This is a genomic window from Pseudomonas sp. GV085 (assembly GCF_003050925.1).
Classification (GTDB): domain Bacteria; phylum Pseudomonadota; class Gammaproteobacteria; order Pseudomonadales; family Pseudomonadaceae; genus Aquipseudomonas.
The window spans coordinates 173118-187630 of record NZ_QAOV01000011.1 but is presented as its reverse complement, the minus strand read 5'-3'; the positions used below and the strand labels follow the sequence as shown (position 1 = coordinate 187630).

Genomic DNA, 14513 nt, shown 5'->3' with positions numbered 1-14513 from the left:
TACCTCAGCCGTTGGGCCCTACTGTCGCAACGATGGTCACTTGCTTGTTGTCAGGGATTTCCTGGTAAGCCAACACGTGCAAACCCGGGACTGCGAGCCGGCCAAATCGCGAGAGCATTGCGCGAACCGGACCGGCCACCAGCAGAATCACCGGCTGACCTTGCATCTCCTGGCGCTGCGCCGCGTCAATCAGCGAGCGTTGCAGCTTCTCAGCCATGCCTGGCTCCAGCAGAACGCCCTCTTCCGAGCCTTGCCCGGCCTTTTGCAGACTATTGAGCAATATCTGTTCCAACCTTGGCTCCAGCGTGATCACTGGCAGCTCTGACTCAGTGCCTACAATGCTTTGCACGATTGCACGGGATACGCCAACCCGCACGGCAGCCACCAGCGCGGCGGTATCTTGACTCTTGGCGGCATTGTTGGCGATGGCCTCGGCAATACTGCGGATGTCGCGTACCGGCACTTGCTCGGCCAACAGCGCTTGCAGCACCTTGAGCAGCTGCGACAGCGAAACCACGCCCGGCACCAGTTCCTCGGCCAGTTTCGGCGAGCTTTTGGCCAGCAATTGCATGAGCTGCTGCACTTCTTCGTGACCGATCAGTTCACTGGAATGCTTGTAAAGTATCTGGTTCAGGTGGGTAGCCACTACGGTACTGGCATCGACCACCGTATAACCGAGGGATTGCGCCTGGGCGCGCTGGCTGATTTCAATCCAGACCGCCTCCAGGCCGAAAGCCGGATCTTTGGCGGTAATGCCGTTGAGCGTGCCGTAGACCTGCCCCGGGTTGATCGCCAGCTCCCGATCCGGGTAAATCTCCGCTTCAGCCAGGATCACCCCCATGAGGGTCAGGCGATAGGCACTCGGCGCCAGGTCGAGGTTGTCGCGGATGTGCACGGTCGGCATCAGGAAGCCCAGATCCTGGGACAGTTTCTTGCGCACACCCTTGATCCGCGCCAGCAACTGGCCACCCTGGTTGCGGTCCACCAACGGAATCAGGCGATAACCCACTTCCAGGCCGATCATGTCGATGGGCGTCACGTCATCCCAGCCAAGCTCCTTGGTTTCCTGGGCGCGGGCCGGCGACGGCAGCAGCTCCTGCTGGCGCTTGACCTCTTGCAGGGCCTGCACCTTGGCGACGTTCTGCTTTTTCCAGAACAGGTAAGCGCCGCCGGCCGCCAAGGCCGCCATGCTCAGGAACGAGAAGTGCGGCATGCCGGGCACCAGGCCCATGACCGCCATCAAGCCTGCGGCCACCGCCAGCGCCTTGGGCGAGGCGAACATCTGGCGATTGATTTGCTTGCCCATGTCTTCCGAACCGGAAGCACGGGTCACCATGATCGCGGCGGCTGTCGATAACAACAGTGATGGCAATTGCGCCACCAAACCGTCACCGATGGTCAACAGCGCATACACCTTGCCGGCGTCGGCAAAGGTCATGTTGTGCTGGAAGATGCCGACCGCCATGCCACCAATCAGGTTGATGAACAGGATCAGCAGGCCGGCGATGGCGTCACCCCGGACGAATTTGCTGGCACCGTCCATGGAGCCGTAGAACTCGGCTTCCTGGGCCACTTCCGAACGACGGGCCTTGGCTTGGGCCTGATCGATCAGGCCGGCGTTGAGGTCGGCGTCGATAGCCATTTGCTTGCCGGGCATCGCATCGAGAGTGAAACGCGCGCTCACCTCGGAAATCCGCCCTGCACCCTTGGTCACCACGACGAAGTTGATGATCATCAAGATCGCGAAGACCACGATACCGACCACGTAGTTACCGCCGATCACCACCTCGCCGAACGCCTGGATCACCTTGCCGGCCGCCGCATGGCCGTCCTGGCCGTGCAGCATCACCACTCGCGTGGAGGCCACGTTCAACGCCAGGCGCAACAGCGTCGCCACCAGCAGAATGGTCGGGAATACCGCGAAATCCAGCGGCCGCAAGGCGTAGACACACACCAGCAGCACGACGATGGACAGGGCAATGTTGAAGGTGAAGAACACGTCGAGCAGGAACGGCGGCACCGGCAACATCATCATCGCCAACATGACCAGCAGCAACAGCGGCACGCCCAGATTGCCTCGACTGAGGTCGGCAATGTTGCTGCGGGCACTGTTGATTAACTGAGAGCGATCCACCGGTTTTCCCCGTTCCTTTAAAGCAATCTTTTGACGCCTGAAGCGGGCGCAGAGCGGCTACTGCAAGAAGCTTTCCAACTTTTGCAGAGGGAGAAATAGAGAGTTTTTTCAGGGGGATATGTATTGCTGGACTGACGCCTTCGCGGGCAAGCCCGCGAAGAGGCCGTCAGCGACTGCGCGAAACTCAGGAATCGCGGCGCAAATCCGGCGGAATCGGCAAGTCATCCTTGAGCGGATCCGGTCGTTTGCCCTTGCCCGCCCGGTACTGTCGAATCTGATAAACGTAAGCCAGCACCTGCGCGACCGCCAGATACAGCCCGCCGGGAATTTCCTGCTCAAGCTCGGTGGAGTAGTAGATCGAGCGCGCCAGCGCCGGTGACTCCAGCAGCAGGATCTCGTTGGCTACCGCGATCTCACGGATCTTCAGAGCCAGGAAGTCGCTACCCTTGGCCAGCAATACCGGCGCATTGCCTTTTTCCGGGTCGTACTTGAGGGCCACGGCGTAGTGCGTCGGGTTGGTGATGACCACGTCGGCCTCGGGAATGGCGGCCATCATCCGCCGCTGGGACATCTCGCGCTGCAGCTGTCGAATCCGCTGCTTGACCTCCGGCCGCCCCTCCTGATCCTTATGCTCGTCGCGCACCTCCTGCTTGGTCATCAGCAGTTTCTTGTGGCTTTCCCAGAGTTGCACCGGCACATCCACCACAGCGATCAGGATCAGCCCGCACGCCATCCACAAGGTGCTCCAGCCCACCACTTGCAGACTGTGAATGATCGCCATGTCCAAGGGCTCATGGGCGATGCGCAGCAGGTCATCGATGTCCGACGACAACACCGCCAGCGCCACGAACAGAATGATGATGAACTTGGCCAGGGCCTTGAGCAGTTCGATCAGCGACTTGGCCGAGAACATGCGCTTGAGGCCGGGACCTGGGTTCAAGCGGCTGAACTTGGGCGCCATGGAGCTCGCCGCGAACAGCCAGCCACCCAGGGAAATCGGACCGATGATGGCGGCCAGCACCAGAGTGATCATCACCGGCTGGATCGACCACAGGGCAATTTGCCCCGAGCGCATCAGGTAAGTGGCCATGTAGCGCTGATCCAGGATCACTTCCCGCGGCAGCGAGAAGTTGATGCGCATCAGCTCCATCATGTCCTGCGCCAGGGCACCGCCAAAAATCAGCAACGCCGAGGCACCGACCAGCATGATCGCCAGGGTGTTGAGTTCCTTGGACCGGGCTACCTCACCCTTTTCACGGGAGTCCTGCTTGCGCTTCTCCGTGGGGTCTTCCGTTTTGTCCTGACCGCTTTCGCTTTCGGCCATGACTCAGCTCGCCCGTGCCATTTCGCGTAGTAACTGCAAGGCCTCGGAGGCCAGCGGTTGATACTGGTTGAGAATGTCCGCCAGCCCGACCCAGACGATGAACAGCCCAAGCACCAGGATCAGCGGGAAGCCGACAGAAAAAATGTTCAGTTGCGGCGCCGCCCGGGTCATGACGCCAAACGCGATGTTGACCACCAGCAGCGCGGTGATTGCCGGCAGCACCAGCAACAACGCCGAACCGAGCACCCAGCCGAGCTTGCCGGCCAGTTCCCAGTAGTGATTGACCATCAGGCCACCGCCCACCGGCAACGTGGTGAAACTTTCGGTGAGGATCTCGAACACCACCAGATGACCGTTCATGGACAGGAACAGCAGCGTCACCAGCATGGTGAAAAACTGCCCGATCACCGCCGTCGATACGCCGTTGGCCGGGTCGATCATGGAAGCGAAGCCCATGCCCATCTGGATGGCGACGATTTGCCCGGCCACCACAAAGGCCTGGAAGAACAGCTGCAAGGAGAAGCCCATCACCGCACCGATGAGAATCTGCTCGGCAATCAGCAACAGCCCGCTCAGATCCAGGGCATTCACCGGCGGCATCGGCGGCAGGCCCGGCGCGATGACCACGGTAATGGCCAGCGCGAAATACAAGCGGATGCGCCGCGGCAGCAAGGTCGTGCCGAACACCGGCATGACCATCAACAAGGAGCCGACGCGAAACAGCGGCAACATGAACGTCGCCACCCAGGTGCTGATCTGCGTATCGGTCAGCGCAAGCAGTGACATGGTTTAGCCGATGACCTGAGGAATGCTGCCGTACAACTGCAGGATGTAATCCATGAAGGTCTGCACCATCCATGGACCGCCGACGATCAGCGTCACCAGCATCACCAGCAGGCGCGGCAGGAAGCTCAGGGTCTGTTCGTTGATCTGGGTGGCGGCCTGGAACATCGCCACCAGCAAGCCCACCAGCAAACTTGGAATCACCAGGATCGCCACCATCATGGTGGTCAGCCACAGCGCTTCGCGAAAGATGTCGACCGCAACTTCCGGCGTCATGGCGAGACACCGCCGAAGCTGCTGGCCAGCGTGCCAATAATCAGCGCCCAGCCATCCACCAGCACGAACAACATGATCTTGAACGGCAGGGAAATGATCAGTGGCGAGAGCATCATCATACCCATGGCCATCAATATACTGGCCACGACCAGGTCGATGATCAGGAACGGAATGAAGATCATGAAGCCGATCTGGAACGCCGTTTTCAGCTCGGAGGTCACGAAGGCCGGCACCAGGATGGTCAGCGGCGCCTGATCCGGCGTCGCGATGTCAGTCCGTTTGGACAGGCGCATGAACAGCTCCAGATCGCTGGTGCGGGTCTGGGCGAGCATGAAGTTCTTGATCGGCACCTGCGCCTTGACGACCGCATCCTGGGCGGTCAGTTTTTCCGCCAGATACGGCTGCAAGGCGTCCTGGTTCACCCGGTCGAACACTGGCGCCATGATGAACAGGGTCAGGAACAACGCCATGCCAGTGAGGATCTGGTTCGACGGTGTCTGCTGCAGGCCCAGGGCCTGGCGCAGGATCGAGAAGACAATGATGATCCGGGTGAAACTGGTCATCAGCATGACAAACGCCGGGATAAAACTCAGCGCGGTCATGATCAGCAGGATTTGCAGGCTGACCGAGTACTCCTGCGCACCCTGTGCATTGGTGCCCAGGGTGATGGCCGGGATCGACAGCGGATCGGCGCCGAATGCCAGTGGCGCGGCCAGCATCAGGGTCAGCGTCAAGACGATGCGTAGCGCACCCATTACTTCTTATCCTTCTGATCTTTACCCAGCATCTCCAACAGGCGCTGGGCAAATTCCGGCGTCGGCTTCTCGGTACTCGGCACTTGCACCGGCTCCTTGAGCACGTGCAGCGCAGCAATGTTGCCGGGGCTCAGGCCCAACAGAATCTGCTCGTTGCCGACCTGCACCAGCATCAGCCGGTCGCGCGGCCCCAGCGCGCGGGTGCCGACAATCTCGATCACCTGCCCCTTGCCGGCCGGACCGGCCTGCTGGACCCGACGCAGCAACCAGGCGAGGAGAAAGATCAGCCCCAGCACCAGCAGCAAGCCGAACACCAGCTGCGTCAGTTGCCCAGCCACACCACTGCTCACCGCCGGCGCAGCAGCCGTGGTCGCCGTTGCGACCGGTTCGGCCGCCAGCACGCTGAACGGCATCGCCAGCACAAATCCAAGAACCTTTTTCACTCAGCGCAGCTTCTTGATGCGTTCGCTTGGGCTGATCACGTCCGTCAGGCGGATGCCGAACTTCTCGTTGACCACCACCACTTCGCCATGGGCGATGAGCGTGCCATTGACCAGCACGTCCAGCGGCTCGCCAGCCAGGCGATCGAGCTCGATCACCGAGCCCTGGTTCAGTTGCAGCAGGTTGCGGATGTTGATGTCGGTGCTGCCCACTTCCATGGAAATCGACACCGGAATATCGAGGATCACGTCCAGGTTCGGGCCTTCAAGGCTGACCGGATCGTTGTTTTTCGGCACGCTGCCGAACTCTTCCATTGGCAGGCGGTTGGACGCGGAGCTGCCGGAATCAGCGGCCAGCAAAGCGTCGATGTCGGCCTGCCCGGCATCGCCGGTTTCTTCCAGGGCCGCAGCCCATTCATCGGCCAGTGCCTGATCGTCCTGGGTGTTCATATTGTCAGTGTCCTCGGCGAGCAAAAATTCAGAATTCGGTTAATCGCGAATGGGTTCGAGCGCCGGTCAACGGCGCTCGATCGGCTCGATCACTTGCAACGCCAGGTTGCCCTTGTGCGAGCCCATCTTGACCTTGAAGGCCGGCACGCCGTTGGCGCGCATGATCATTTCTTCCGGCATGTCGACCGGGATCACATCCCCCGGCTGCATGTGCAGGATGTCGCGCAGGCGCAACTGACGACGAGCCACGGTCGCACCGATCGGCACGTCGACGTCCAGCACGTCCTGGCGCAGGGCGTTGACCCAGCGCTCGTCCTGGTCGTCGAGGTCCGACTGGAAGCCGGCGTCGAGCATTTCGCGCACCGGCTCGATCATCGAGTACGGCATGGTCACGTGCAGGTCGCCGCCACCGCCATCGAGTTCGATGTGGAAGGTCGACACCACAATGGCTTCGCTCGGGCCGACGATGTTGGCCATGGCCGGGTTCACTTCCGAGTTGATGTACTCGAAGTTGACTTCCATGATCGCCTGCCAGGCCTCCTTCAAATCGACGAACGCCTGCTCCAGCACCATGCGCACCACACGCAGTTCGGTCGGCGTGAATTCACGCCCTTCGATCTTGGCGTGCCGGCCGTCACCGCCGAAGAAGTTGTCCACCAGCTTGAACACCAGTTTGGCGTCGAGGATGAACAGCGCAGTGCCGCGCAGGGGTTTGATCTTGACCAGGTTGAGACTGGTCGGTACGTACAGCGAGTGCACGTATTCGCCGAACTTCATCACCTGCACGCCGCCGACCGCCACGTCCGCCGAGCGACGCAGCATGTTGAACATGCTGATGCGGGTGTAGCGGGCGAAACGCTCGTTGATCATTTCCAGGGTCGGCATGCGTCCACGGACGATGCGATCCTGGCTGGTCAAGTCATAGCTTTTGACGGTGCCGGGTTCGGCAGCGTTTTCGGTCTGTACCAGACCATCGTCGACACCATGCAACAGCGCGTCGATCTCATCCTGGGACAGCAGGTCCTGCACGGCCATGTCGTGTTCCTACTGCAGTACGAAATTAGTGAAAAGCAACTGTTCGATCACCACTTTGCCAAGCTCTTTCTGCGCCACTTCCTGGACGCTGGCGGTGGCTTTCTGCCGCAGCATTTCCTGACCGACCGGCGAGGCGAGGGTCGCGAAGTCCTGCCCGGAGAACAGCATGACCAGGTTATTGCGGATCACCGGCATGTGGACCTTGAGGGCATCCAGATCCGCCTGATTGCGCCCGAGCATGGTGATGCTCACTTGCATGTAGCGCTGACGACCGCTCTGGTTGAAGTTGGCCACGAAGGCCGGCGCCATCGACTCGAAAATCGCAGGCTGTTTACCGACGGGAGCGATTTGCGCCTCGGCGGCGGCAGGCTTGCTCTGAGCGCTGTGCATGAAGTACCAGGTCGCCCCCACGGACACACCGATCGCCAGCAGCAGGGCCGCCACGATCACGATAATCAGCTTGAGTTTGCCTTTGGTTGCGGGGTCTTTTACTGCTGCGTCGCTCTTCGCCATGCCAATAATCCGTCACTAATCGGGTTTTCACAGTCGCACGGCAAGGCAAGAGCAAGTGTTATGCCATGTAGGAGCAGCCGGTCGACGCTCGATTGCTCGCGATGGACGTTAACGATGACGAGGGCCATCTGGATAAACGCGGCGCTCTCACGTTTTTCGCGAGCAAGCTCGCTCCTACAGAGGGATCGTTCCCATGCGAAGGGAACGATTGGAGTGATGGCTTTGGTCAGGCGTAGTAATCGACCGCGCTGGTGCCGATCACGCTGATGGTATTGGCAGCCACTTCAGCGACGCCCGGGGTCATGTCGTCATCCATTGAATCGAGGCGACCGCCGCTGACGCTGGTCTTCCCGCTCTGACTGTGCCGGGCCTGTTCCTGCCCTTGCTGCGAACCACGGGACTGGTCCGAAACGTTGACATCGACCTGTCCCATGCCCTGCTGCGCGAACATATCGCGCAAGCGATGGACCTGGCCATCCAGCGCCTCACGGACACCCGGATGCGCGCTCATGAACGTGACCTGGGTCTGTTGATCGGGAACCATGTTCACCCGAATGTCCAGCCGCCCGAGTTCAGCGGGCTGCAACTGGATGTCCGCGGCCTTGAGATTGGCACTGGACAGGTACATGACCCGGTTCACCACCTCTTCGGTCCACCCGCTCTGATGCATGGCGATCGGCTGGTTCACCGGCAAGGCATTGGCGGTCTTTGGCGTGGCCGCCTGAGTCAGCGCGGCCAGACGGTTGGCGAAATCATCGACACGGGTGTCGCTGCTGGCGGACTTGAGGTCCTTCAGGCCGTCATCGATCAAGCCACTGAAAGCCTTATCGTCGCCCTGACCGGTGCTGCTCTTGTCGCCCTGAACATCCAGCAGGGTCGCCATGCCGGCGGCAAAGTTTTGCGCCGGTGTCAGCTCACCGTCAGCCTGGGCTTGTGCCTGTGTCGGTACAGTCTTGGAAGCCGATACGTGACCGCTCTGCTCCATGGCCAGGCGCACCGCCGGCAATGCATCGAGTGGATCGGTAGAGGGATCGAAATCGCCGTCGGTAGTGGCCAGCGCAGGAACGATTGCAGCCGTAGCCGCGGCGGCAACCGGCGCGTCAACGGCAGGTTGCACGGTGTCGGCCACGGCGGGTGCTACCGGCGCCGGCACGACTGGCTGAAGGACTGGCAGCCATGAAGGATCAAGCGCCGGATCGAGCGGTGCGGTATCGGCGACCAGCGTCTGGTCGGCATCTGACGCATCATCGTCGGCAGTTTTGCCATCAGCCTGCACCGGCGTGTCGGAAGGCAAGGATTTGCCGCCATCGGCAACCACCGGTTCCCCGGCGGCAGACTGGTCGTCGCCAGCGTCTTTTTCTCCGGCGACATCGGCGCTTTTTTCGCGACTCGGCTTGACCGAGGTATCCGCCGACGCATTGGGCTTGCTCTGGGCCTGATTGGCATAGACATGAGCGAAGCTTGCGGCCTTGTCCCCGGGCTCAGCGGTCAGCGCCGGGGGATTGGCGCAGGCGGCCTGAGTCTTGGCCTGCCTGGAGGCCTGAAGCAGAATATTGGGGGTAACGGGCATGAAACGGTCTCCGCTGCACGGGCTCGTAAGTACAGTTGGACGAGTTAAGTGCAAAGGTCGAGCCAGATTCACTCGAAGGAGACCAAATGAAGCGCAGACTCAGATTTTCGCAGTGCAACGCTGTCGTTCAGCTTCGTAAAGAGGCCGGATACCGGCGAATTCGTGGTCGATTTCGCGGACTAGTTCCTGAACGGCGGCCCATGGCGAACTTCTGGCCTGCTGTTCAAGCTGATGGCAAAGTTCGCTCAGCTTGACTGCACCCATATTGCTGCTGCTGCCTTTGAAGCTATGAGCGGTTGCAACGAGCAGTGCAACACTGTCAGCCGTTCGCAAGATGCTCAGGCGCTCCTCGGAGTCCGCAAGAAAGATACCCAGCAAATCCGCATAGCCCTCTTCCATCACTTCCTGCAATGTACTCAGCACGTCGCGATCCACATGTTTGTCGTTTTTGTCGTTCATTTGCTCACTCCTTGATCAAGAATGCGCGGATTACTGCGCAGCCTTCCAGATAAACTCCACACGTGCACCTCGACCATCGTCGGTCCAGCGGGCATTACGCCCCAACTGACGGATCAGACTGACCCCACGTCCCGACAGGCGGATGTCATCCACAGGTCTTTTCATCACCCGCTCGACATCGAAACCCTTGCCGCTGTCTTCGATGTGAATGGCCAGGCAACCGCCGTCGTCTGTTGGCGTCACCTGCAAATGCAACCGTACATAGCCTTCCTGAAGTTCGTCCAGACGGGTATTACGCTGCTGATAATAACGCGCAAAACCCGATGCATCGCGCTTGAGGCTCGAGTCCAGCCCCAGCACTCCATGCTCCAGCGCATTGGAATAGAGTTCCGCCAGCACACTGTAGAGCGCACCGCTCTGGCCCCGCAGACCATGCACCTCAAGCAGCAACTGCAACAGATAGGGCAACGGATTGAAGCGCTTGAGCGTGGCGGCGCGAAATTCGAAACTCACCGACCAGTCCAGCGGGCAGGACTGGCCGCTGTCGGAGTAGACCAACGCCGGCGGCGTGATCTGCGCCGGCTCCAGCAGGCTGATTTCGACCATGCTGACATCGTCGCGCGCTTCACCGCCGAACTGTCGCAGCGCATGCTCGATCTCTTCGAACAGCGCATCCGGCTGGCGATTGGCGGCAAACACCTGCTGCAATCGCTGCACACCAAACAACTGTTCATTGGCGTCGCAAGTGTCTATCACCCCATCGGACAGGAGAAACACCCGATCCCCGAGCACCATGGGAAACACCTCGGTACGCTCATCGAAGGACTCAGGGCTCAGCACCCCCAAAGGCAGGTGCCGCGCCGCCAGAGGCGTTCGCTCGCCACTGGCAACACGATGCAGGTAACCGTCGGGCATGCCGCCGTTCCAGACTTCCACCGAACGACGTTGAAAACTCAGGCACAGCAACGTGGCGCAGCAGAACATGTCCACCGGCAGAATGCGCTTGAGCTTGGCATTCATCTCGCGCAGGGTTTCCGCCAGGCCATAGCCCTTGGCGGTCATTCCGTAGAAGACTTCGGCCAAGGGCATGGCACCCACCGCCGCCGGCAGACCGTGGCCGGTGAAGTCGCCCAGCAGTACGTGCATGTCTCCGGCCGGGGTGAACGCGGCCAGCAGCAGGTCGCCGTTGAACAGCGCATAGGGTGATTGCAGATAACGGATATTCGCAGCGGCATTCAGGCAGCCGGAGTGCGCCACCTTGTCGAATACAGCCTTGGCCACGCGCTGTTCGTTGAGCAGGTAGTCGTGGTGCCGGGCGATCTGGTCACGCTGCTGCAGCACGGTGTCCTGCAAGCGCCGCAAGCGATCCATCGCCTTGATCTTGGCAGCGAGAATCACCTGGTTGTAGGGCTTTGCCAGAAAGTCGTCACCGCCGACTTCCAGGCAACGGGCCAGGGCTTCGCTTTCAGACAAGGAAGTGAGGAAGATGATCGGCACCAGGGTTTCCCCGGCCAGCTCCTTGATCTGCCGGGCCGCCTCGAAGCCGTCCATCACCGGCATCATCGCGTCCATCAACACCAGTTGCGGTTGTTGCTGGCGAAATGCGTCGACCGCTTCGGCGCCGTTGGCCGCCGTCAGTACTTCGTGCCCCAGGCGGCGCAGGATGCTCGACAGCAACAGGCGATCGGCGGTGCTGTCCTCGGCAATCAGGATCGTCAGCGGCTCCAGTGGCTGCATGGCAATCAACTGATGTCGAACAGTTTGTCGAAGTTGGAGATGGCGAGGATTTTGCGTACGTCGGTGCTGCTGTTCACGACGCGCACATCGGAGTCGTCGCCACCGGCGTGATCGCGCAGCAAGAGCAGCATGCCCAGGGCCGAGCTGTCGAGGTAAGTGGCGTCTTTCAGGTCAACCACAACCGCCGATAGCTGTTTATCTTCGTAGGACTGACGAAATTCCTGATGCTTGGCGAAGTCGAATCGTCCTTTGACCGATATCGTCAACTTTTGCCCATCACTGGAAACTTCTGTAACGACTGACATGTCATGGCTTCCTTGTCATTGGTGAACCTGCTGGTACAAGGTTTAGCATTTGCTAGAGGTTGGGGCAAGGCGTCACGGCAAGAGCAAAAGATCGCAGCCTGCGTAGGAGCTGCCGCAGGCTGCGACCTTTTCAGTACGCATCCTGACGCGGCAAGCGCTGGGACAACTCATCCAGCAGTTTCTGTTCGCGCCGGTCTTCAAGCGCCCGCGCCTCATCGGCATAGCGCTGAACCAGTTTGCGCAAGCCTTCGACCCGGGCAAACGCCTGCTGCCAGGTTTCCCGCGCCTTGTTCAGGTTGTTCTGATGCCAGGCCAGGCTTTGCCGCTGCTGGTCGATAGCCGTGCCCAGTTGCGCGAGAAAGCCCTGATAGCCGAGCAACCATTGGCCCGAGACGCCGCCACTGCCGCGAACGATCCATTGTTCCTGATAGTCGAGACGGAAGGCTTCGAGGTCGGCGAGTTTGCTTTCAGCCAAACGCACTTGCCCCTGGAAATGCCCCAGGCGCCGGACCGCGGTTTTCTCGGCCTTCTCGGCCATTTCCACCACCGGCGCCAGCCTTCCTGCCCGACTCTGAGCCATGACCGCTTAACCGCCTGCCGCGGGCGCGAAGATCGAGGCGAGATACGCCTCGCTTTCGCCCAGGCTGATGCTGTCGTCGAGGCCCTGGCGCAGGTATTTGACCAATTGCGGTTGCAGGGAAATCGCCAGATCGGTCTCGCGGTCACCGCCGGCGACATAGGCGCCAACACTGATCAGATCGCGGCTCTGCTGATAACGCGACCACAACTGCTTGAAATACTGCGCACGGGCCATGTGTTCCGGCGAGACCACCGCCGGCATCACCCGGCTGATGGACGCCTCGATATCGATGGCCGGGTAATGCCCCTCTTCGGCCAGGCGCCGGGACAGCACGATGTGCCCGTCGAGCACGCCCCGTGCCGAGTCGGCAATCGGGTCCTGCTGGTCATCGCCTTCGGACAGCACGGTGTAGAACGCGGTAATCGAACCACCGCCCTTCTCCGCATTACCAGCCCGCTCCACCAGTTTCGGCAGCTTGGCGAAGACCGACGGCGGATAGCCCTTGGTCGCTGGCGGCTCACCGATGGCCAGGGCGATTTCCCGTTGGGCCTGGGCGAAACGGGTCAACGAATCCATCAGCAACAGGACATTCTTGCCCTTGTCGCGGAAATACTCGGCGATGCGCGTGCAATACATCGCCGCGCGCAGACGCATCAGCGGCGCATCGTCCGCCGGGGACGCCACCACCACCGAACGCTTGAGCCCTTCCTCACCGAGGATGTGCTCGATGAATTCTTTGACTTCACGACCCCGCTCACCGATCAGCCCGACGACGATGATGTCGGCCTCGGTAAAGCGCGTCATCATGCCCAACAGCACAGATTTACCGACACCGGTACCGGCGAACAGCCCAAGCCGTTGACCGCGCCCGACTGTCAACATGCCATTGATGCAACGAATGCCCACGTCCAGCGGTTCGCTGATCGGTTCGCGTTTGAGCGGGTTGATGGTCGGGCCATCCATCGGCACCCAGTCTTCGGCCTTCATCCCGCCCTTGCCGTCCAGGGCACGACCGGCGCCATCGAGCACCCGCCCGAGCATGCTCATGCCCATGGGCAGACGCCCCGTGTCGGATAGGGGAACGACACGCGCGCCGGGGGCAATGCCGGCGACGCTGCCGACCGGCATCAGAAAGACCTTGCTGCCGGAGAAGCCCATCACTTCGGCTTCAACCTGTACCGGGTGATAGCTGTCGTCGTTGATGACCATGCAGCGGCTGCCCATGGCAGCGCGCAGGCCTTCGGCTTCGAGGGTCAGGCCGACCATGCGCAGCAAGCGGCCCTCAAGGATCGGCGCGCCGGCAAGCGTAGTCGCCTCGGCGTAACTGCCCAGGCGCCTGGCGAAGCTGGTGCGCTCAAGGCGCATCAGGCACATCCGCTTCTGGCGCGGCAGCAGGCTTGCGGTCGACCGGCAGTTCCAGGCTCAAGTCCGGTGCGGCCGGGTGCAAGGACTGTTCGTGCAACTGGTCGAGCAGCTTGTCCATCACCCGCGCGACACGGGTTTCGACTGTGGCGTCGATACGGCTGTGTTCGGTCTCGACCCGGCAACCGCCGGGCAACAACGACTCGTCCTCGACGATGCGCCAGGTCTCTTCATGGCGTTCGCGCAGGGCTTTGACCTGTTCGAAATCCTGCGGATTGATGTACAGCCGCACATTGCCCACGCCCAGCGGCAAGAGCTTTAGAGCCTCGCGCATGACGTGTTCGATCTGCGTCGAGTCGATGGCCAGTTCGCGCTGAATGACCTGTTTGGTGATGTGCTGCACGAGATCGACCAGGGATTTTTCAATCCGGGTGTCCTGCTCGGCGATGGGCTCGAAAAGATGCGCCATCAGCTGTTCCAGCCCCGCGATCTTCGCAGAAAGTGCCACTTCGGCTTCCTGACGAACCTTGAGCGTGGTGCTGTGGAAACCTTCTTTTTCGCCCACGGCAAAGCCTTCGTTGTAGGCTTCCTGGCGAATGCTTTCGAGCTCTTCGAGGGTCAGCGGCTGGACTTCCTCCAGCGGCACTTCCTCCATTTCCGGCGGCTCGGGTTCAGGCTCAGGTTCCGGCTCGGGTTCCGGCGGGTCGAAGCTGGGCAGCGCCCAGGACTCGAAGCCACTGACATCCCTGGCCCGGATCAGGTCAGTAGGCGCTTCATCATGCTTGGCCAT

At 61.0% G+C, this 14513-nt stretch carries 16 protein-coding genes; all 16 read right to left on the bottom strand.

Going from position 1 to position 14513, the window contains the following annotated elements; all coding sequences use genetic code 11:
• Positions 1 to 4: 4 nt before the first annotated feature.
• Positions 5 to 2134, bottom strand: a complete 2130-nt coding sequence (flhA, locus tag C8K63_RS22310; RefSeq protein ID WP_108218655.1) for a flagellar biosynthesis protein FlhA — start codon at positions 2132 to 2134, stop codon at positions 5 to 7.
• A 184-nt stretch (positions 2135 to 2318) separates the two neighbouring features.
• Positions 2319 to 3458, bottom strand: coding sequence for a flagellar biosynthesis protein FlhB (gene flhB / locus C8K63_RS22305; RefSeq protein ID WP_108218654.1), 1140 nt, complete (start codon positions 3456 to 3458; stop codon positions 2319 to 2321).
• 3 nt (positions 3459 to 3461) lie between these two features.
• Positions 3462 to 4244, bottom strand: coding sequence for a flagellar biosynthetic protein FliR (gene fliR, locus C8K63_RS22300; protein ID WP_108218653.1), 783 nt, complete (start codon positions 4242 to 4244; stop codon positions 3462 to 3464).
• Positions 4245 to 4247: 3 nt separating this feature from the next.
• On the bottom strand, positions 4248 to 4517 hold the full coding sequence (gene fliQ, locus C8K63_RS22295) for a flagellar biosynthesis protein FliQ (protein WP_007983364.1): 270 nt from the start codon (positions 4515 to 4517) through the stop codon (positions 4248 to 4250).
• Positions 4514 to 5272 (bottom strand): flagellar type III secretion system pore protein FliP, encoded by a 759-nt coding sequence (fliP, locus tag C8K63_RS22290; RefSeq protein WP_108218652.1) that lies wholly within the window; start codon positions 5270 to 5272, stop codon positions 4514 to 4516. Before fliP ends, fliQ begins: the two co-directional genes overlap by 4 nt.
• Entirely contained in the window at positions 5272 to 5685 is a 414-nt protein-coding gene (fliO, locus tag C8K63_RS22285; RefSeq protein ID WP_263292597.1) for a flagellar biosynthetic protein FliO, read from the bottom strand. The genes fliP and fliO overlap by 1 nt, the downstream gene beginning before the upstream one ends.
• A 30-nt stretch (positions 5686 to 5715) precedes the next feature.
• The gene (gene fliN, locus C8K63_RS22280; RefSeq protein WP_057398370.1) at positions 5716 to 6162 is read right to left on the bottom strand and encodes a flagellar motor switch protein FliN; all 447 of its coding nucleotides are present in this window, start codon (positions 6160 to 6162) and stop codon (positions 5716 to 5718) included.
• Positions 6163 to 6228: 66 nt separating this feature from the next.
• Positions 6229 to 7197 carry a flagellar motor switch protein FliM gene (gene fliM, locus C8K63_RS22275; RefSeq protein WP_103394738.1) on the bottom strand — a complete coding sequence of 323 codons (969 nt, stop codon included), beginning with the start codon at positions 7195 to 7197 and terminating at the stop codon, positions 6229 to 6231.
• A gap of 9 nt (positions 7198 to 7206) precedes the next feature.
• Positions 7207 to 7710, bottom strand: coding sequence for a flagellar basal body-associated protein FliL (fliL, locus tag C8K63_RS22270; RefSeq protein WP_108218650.1), 504 nt, complete (start codon positions 7708 to 7710; stop codon positions 7207 to 7209).
• Positions 7711 to 7936: 226 nt separating this feature from the next.
• Complete coding sequence (locus tag C8K63_RS22265) at positions 7937 to 9280, bottom strand: flagellar hook-length control protein FliK (protein WP_108218649.1); 1344 nt, start codon at positions 9278 to 9280, stop codon at positions 7937 to 7939.
• 99 nt (positions 9281 to 9379) lie between these two features.
• Positions 9380 to 9739 carry an Hpt domain-containing protein gene (locus C8K63_RS22260; protein ID WP_108218648.1) on the bottom strand — a complete coding sequence of 120 codons (360 nt, stop codon included), beginning with the start codon at positions 9737 to 9739 and terminating at the stop codon, positions 9380 to 9382.
• Positions 9740 to 9769: 30 nt separating this feature from the next.
• Positions 9770 to 11476 (bottom strand): fused response regulator/phosphatase, encoded by a 1707-nt coding sequence (locus tag C8K63_RS22255; RefSeq protein ID WP_108218647.1) that lies wholly within the window; start codon positions 11474 to 11476, stop codon positions 9770 to 9772.
• Positions 11477 to 11481: 5 nt separating this feature from the next.
• Positions 11482 to 11781: an STAS domain-containing protein gene (locus C8K63_RS22250; RefSeq protein ID WP_108218646.1), complete on the bottom strand. Its 300-nt coding sequence runs from the start codon at positions 11779 to 11781 to the stop codon at positions 11482 to 11484.
• Between the two features lie 130 nt (positions 11782 to 11911).
• Positions 11912 to 12361 (bottom strand): flagellar export protein FliJ, encoded by a 450-nt coding sequence (fliJ, locus tag C8K63_RS22245; RefSeq protein WP_108218645.1) that lies wholly within the window; start codon positions 12359 to 12361, stop codon positions 11912 to 11914.
• A gap of 6 nt (positions 12362 to 12367) precedes the next feature.
• Positions 12368 to 13726, bottom strand: coding sequence for a flagellar protein export ATPase FliI (gene fliI, locus C8K63_RS22240; protein ID WP_108218644.1), 1359 nt, complete (start codon positions 13724 to 13726; stop codon positions 12368 to 12370).
• Positions 13716 to 14513, bottom strand: coding sequence for a flagellar assembly protein FliH (fliH, locus tag C8K63_RS22235; RefSeq protein ID WP_108218643.1), 798 nt, complete (start codon positions 14511 to 14513; stop codon positions 13716 to 13718). Before fliH ends, fliI begins: the two co-directional genes overlap by 11 nt.

Excerpts from the sequence above, each read along its gene's own strand:
- flhB (WP_108218654.1), bottom strand. The coding sequence starts at position 3,458 with ATGGCCGAAAGCGAAAGCGGTCAGGACAAAACGGAAGACCCCACGGAG.
- fliR (WP_108218653.1), bottom strand. The coding sequence starts at position 4,244 with ATGTCACTGCTTGCGCTGACCGATACGCAGATCAGCACCTGGGTGGCG.
- fliQ (WP_007983364.1), bottom strand. The coding sequence starts at position 4,517 with ATGACGCCGGAAGTTGCGGTCGACATCTTTCGCGAAGCGCTGTGGCTG.
- fliP (WP_108218652.1), bottom strand. The coding sequence starts at position 5,272 with ATGGGTGCGCTACGCATCGTCTTGACGCTGACCCTGATGCTGGCCGCG.
- fliO (WP_263292597.1), bottom strand. The coding sequence starts at position 5,685 with ATGCCGTTCAGCGTGCTGGCGGCCGAACCGGTCGCAACGGCGACCACG.
- fliN (WP_057398370.1), bottom strand. The coding sequence starts at position 6,162 with ATGAACACCCAGGACGATCAGGCACTGGCCGATGAATGGGCTGCGGCC.
- fliM (WP_103394738.1), bottom strand. The coding sequence starts at position 7,197 with ATGGCCGTGCAGGACCTGCTGTCCCAGGATGAGATCGACGCGCTGTTG.
- fliL (WP_108218650.1), bottom strand. The coding sequence starts at position 7,710 with ATGGCGAAGAGCGACGCAGCAGTAAAAGACCCCGCAACCAAAGGCAAA.
- C8K63_RS22265 (WP_108218649.1), bottom strand. The coding sequence starts at position 9,280 with ATGCCCGTTACCCCCAATATTCTGCTTCAGGCCTCCAGGCAGGCCAAG.
- C8K63_RS22260 (WP_108218648.1), bottom strand. The coding sequence starts at position 9,739 with ATGAACGACAAAAACGACAAACATGTGGATCGCGACGTGCTGAGTACA.
- C8K63_RS22255 (WP_108218647.1), bottom strand. The coding sequence starts at position 11,476 with ATGCAGCCACTGGAGCCGCTGACGATCCTGATTGCCGAGGACAGCACC.
- C8K63_RS22250 (WP_108218646.1), bottom strand. The coding sequence starts at position 11,781 with ATGTCAGTCGTTACAGAAGTTTCCAGTGATGGGCAAAAGTTGACGATA.
- fliJ (WP_108218645.1), bottom strand. The coding sequence starts at position 12,361 with ATGGCTCAGAGTCGGGCAGGAAGGCTGGCGCCGGTGGTGGAAATGGCC.
- fliI (WP_108218644.1), bottom strand. The coding sequence starts at position 13,726 with ATGCGCCTTGAGCGCACCAGCTTCGCCAGGCGCCTGGGCAGTTACGCC.
- fliH (WP_108218643.1), bottom strand. The coding sequence starts at position 14,513 with ATGGCCAAGCATGATGAAGCGCCTACTGACCTGATCCGGGCCAGGGAT.